This window comes from Streptomyces sp. NPDC057654 (assembly GCF_042800135.1).
In the GTDB taxonomy this organism is placed as follows: domain Bacteria; phylum Actinomycetota; class Actinomycetes; order Streptomycetales; family Streptomycetaceae; genus Streptomyces.
The window spans coordinates 1-2,340 of sequence record NZ_JBHVHQ010001114.1; the positions used below are offsets into that span (position 1 = coordinate 1).

Here is a 2,340-nt window from a genome sequence, read left to right on the forward strand (position 1 = left end):
CCGACACGGCCACCGTGATCGCCGTGTCGGCGGCCCGCGGCGGGTTCGGACCGATGACCACCGTCCAGCAGTCGATCACCTTCCAGCGCCCGGTCACCGGCACGGACGTGCTGGTCAGGGCGTGTGTCACCAAGCTCGGGCGGCGACTGGCGTTCGCCGATATTACGCTGACCACGCAGGGCCGGGACGAGCCGGTCGCGCACGCCACGACCGTCTACGCGATCGCCGGCTGAGGCGGCGGTCGCCCCGGCGGCGACCGGGGCGACGGGGCCGGGGCGAGGACGTCCGCGCGCGGACTCGCGCGGCGGGATCTTGCCCTCGGCCCCCTTGAGCCGATCGCCCGCAATGGCTTAGGTGGTACGGAGCACCACGCCCGGCGGCGACGGAAGTCGCGGCAGCAGCGGACGGGAGGCACAGGTCATGCCGCACAGGCAGCACACCGCACGAGCCGTCACGGAGACCGAGTCCGAGGATCTCGTGCACGGCATCTGCTTCAAGACCGGGCCGCCGCGCCGGGTCGGGGTCGAACTCGAATGGCTCCTGCACGACCTGCACGACCCGCTGCGCCCCGTCGCCCCGGCCCGTATGAGAGCCGCCGCCGACCGGGCCCGCACCCTGCCGCTGAGATCGGCGCTCACCTTCGAGCCCGGCGGTCAGCTGGAGCTCAGCTCGCTGCCCGCCGAATCCCTCGCCGCCTGCGTCGCGGACACCGCCCGCGACCTGGAGCTCATCAGAGCCGCACTGGGCGAATTCGGGATCGCGCTCGCCGGACACGGCAAGGACCCCGGGCACACGCCGTGCCGCCTGCTGCGCGAGGCGCGCTACGACGCCATGGAGTCCTACTTCGACCGGCGCGGGCCGGCCGGGCGGACCATGATGAGCCGCACCGCGTCCGTGCAGGTCTGCGTGGACGCCGGCCATGAGGAGCCCGGACCGCTGGGCTTCGGACGGCGCTGGCGGCTGGCGCATCTGCTCGGCGCGGTCCTGGTGGCCGCGTTCGCGAATTCGCCACTGCACCTGGGGCGGCCGACGGGTTGGCGCTCGGCCCGGCAGGCGACGTGGGCGCAGCTGGACCCCGGCCGCACTCTCGCGCCGCCGGACGACTGCGCCGATCCGCGGGCGGCGTGGACGGCGTACGCGCTCGACGCGCCGGTGATGTGCGTACGGGCCGACGACGGACCGTGGGAGATGCCCGAGGCGCTGTCCTTCCGCGCCTGGGCGCGCGGCGGGCGGCCCCGGCCGCCCACACAGGACGATCTCGCCTACCACCTGACGACGCTGTTCCCGCCCGTGCGGCCGCGCGGCCACCTCGAACTGCGCATGATCGACGCGCAGCCCGGCGACGACGGCTGGCTGGTGCCGCTCGCCGTGACCGCGGCGCTCTTCGACGACCCGACCGCGGCCGAGACCGCCTACCGGGCCGTCAAACCCCTTGCGGACACGGCTGGTTCGCTGCCCGCGCCGGGCAATCCGCTGTGGCTGGGCGCCGCCCGGCACGGCCTCGCGGACCCCGAGCTGCACGCCGCGGCCGTCGGCTGCTTCGACGCGGCACTGGAGGCCCTGCCCCGGCTGGGCGCGCCGCCGCATGTGAGGAGCGCCGTCGCCGACTTCACCGACCGGTACGTGGCCCGCCGCCGATGTCCGGCCGACGACCTGCTGGAGACCGCCACCGGCGAGGAGACGCCCCGATGACCTCTCTTGATCTGGACCCCGGCCCGCTGCGGCGGCGTGCCGCGGCGGCACTGACCGCCGCGCGCGAGCGCACCCGCGTACTGACGGGCTGTGTCGACGAACACGAACTCACCGCCCAGCACTCGCCCTTGATGTCGCCGCTCGTCTGGGACCTGGCCCATATCGGCAACCAGGAGGAGCTGTGGCTGCTGCGGGCGGTCGGCGGGCAGGACGCGCTGCGCCCCGAGATCGACTCCGTGTACGACGCCTTCGAGCACCCGCGCGCGGAGCGTCCGGCGCTGCCGCTGCTGCCGCCCGCCGAGGCGCGCGGCTATGTCGCGGACGTACGCGACCGGGTGCTGGACGTGCTGGCCGACGCGCCGCTGCACGGGCGGCCGCTGGTGGACGCGGCCTTCGCGTTCGGCATGGTCGCGCAGCACGAGCAGCAGCACGACGAGACGATGCTGATCACCCATCAGCTGCGGCGCGGCCCCGCCGCGCTCAGCGCACCCGAGCCGCCGAGCGCGCCCGTGTCGGCGGCGCTGCTGCCGACCGAAGTGCGGGTGGAGGGCGGCCCGTTCATGATGGGCACGTCCACCGAGCCGTGGGCGCTGGACAACGAGCGCCCCGCCCACCGGCACTTCGTGCCCGCCTTCCACATCGACACGC

The 2,340-nt window shown here is 74.8% G+C and carries 3 protein-coding genes; all 3 read left to right on the forward strand.

Features of this window, described 5'->3' with window-relative positions; genetic code table 11:
* The coding region (locus ACFU99_RS41065) for a PaaI family thioesterase (protein WP_384403132.1) at nucleotides 1-233 on the forward strand (233 nt) is incomplete at its 5' end.
* Between the two features lie 187 nt (nucleotides 234-420).
* A complete protein-coding gene (gene egtA / locus ACFU99_RS41070; protein ID WP_384403135.1) occupies nucleotides 421-1,692 on the forward strand; it encodes an ergothioneine biosynthesis glutamate--cysteine ligase EgtA in 1,272 nt (423 codons plus the stop codon).
* On the forward strand, nucleotides 1,689-2,340 hold a 652-nt coding region (locus tag ACFU99_RS41075), incomplete at its 3' end, for a DinB family protein (protein ID WP_384403138.1). The genes egtA and ACFU99_RS41075, both read left to right, overlap by 4 nt.

Bases quoted from the DNA above. Each gene is read 5' to 3' on its own strand.
- egtA (WP_384403135.1), top strand. From the start codon at position 421: ATGCCGCACAGGCAGCACACCGCACGAGCCGTCACGGAGACCGAGTCC.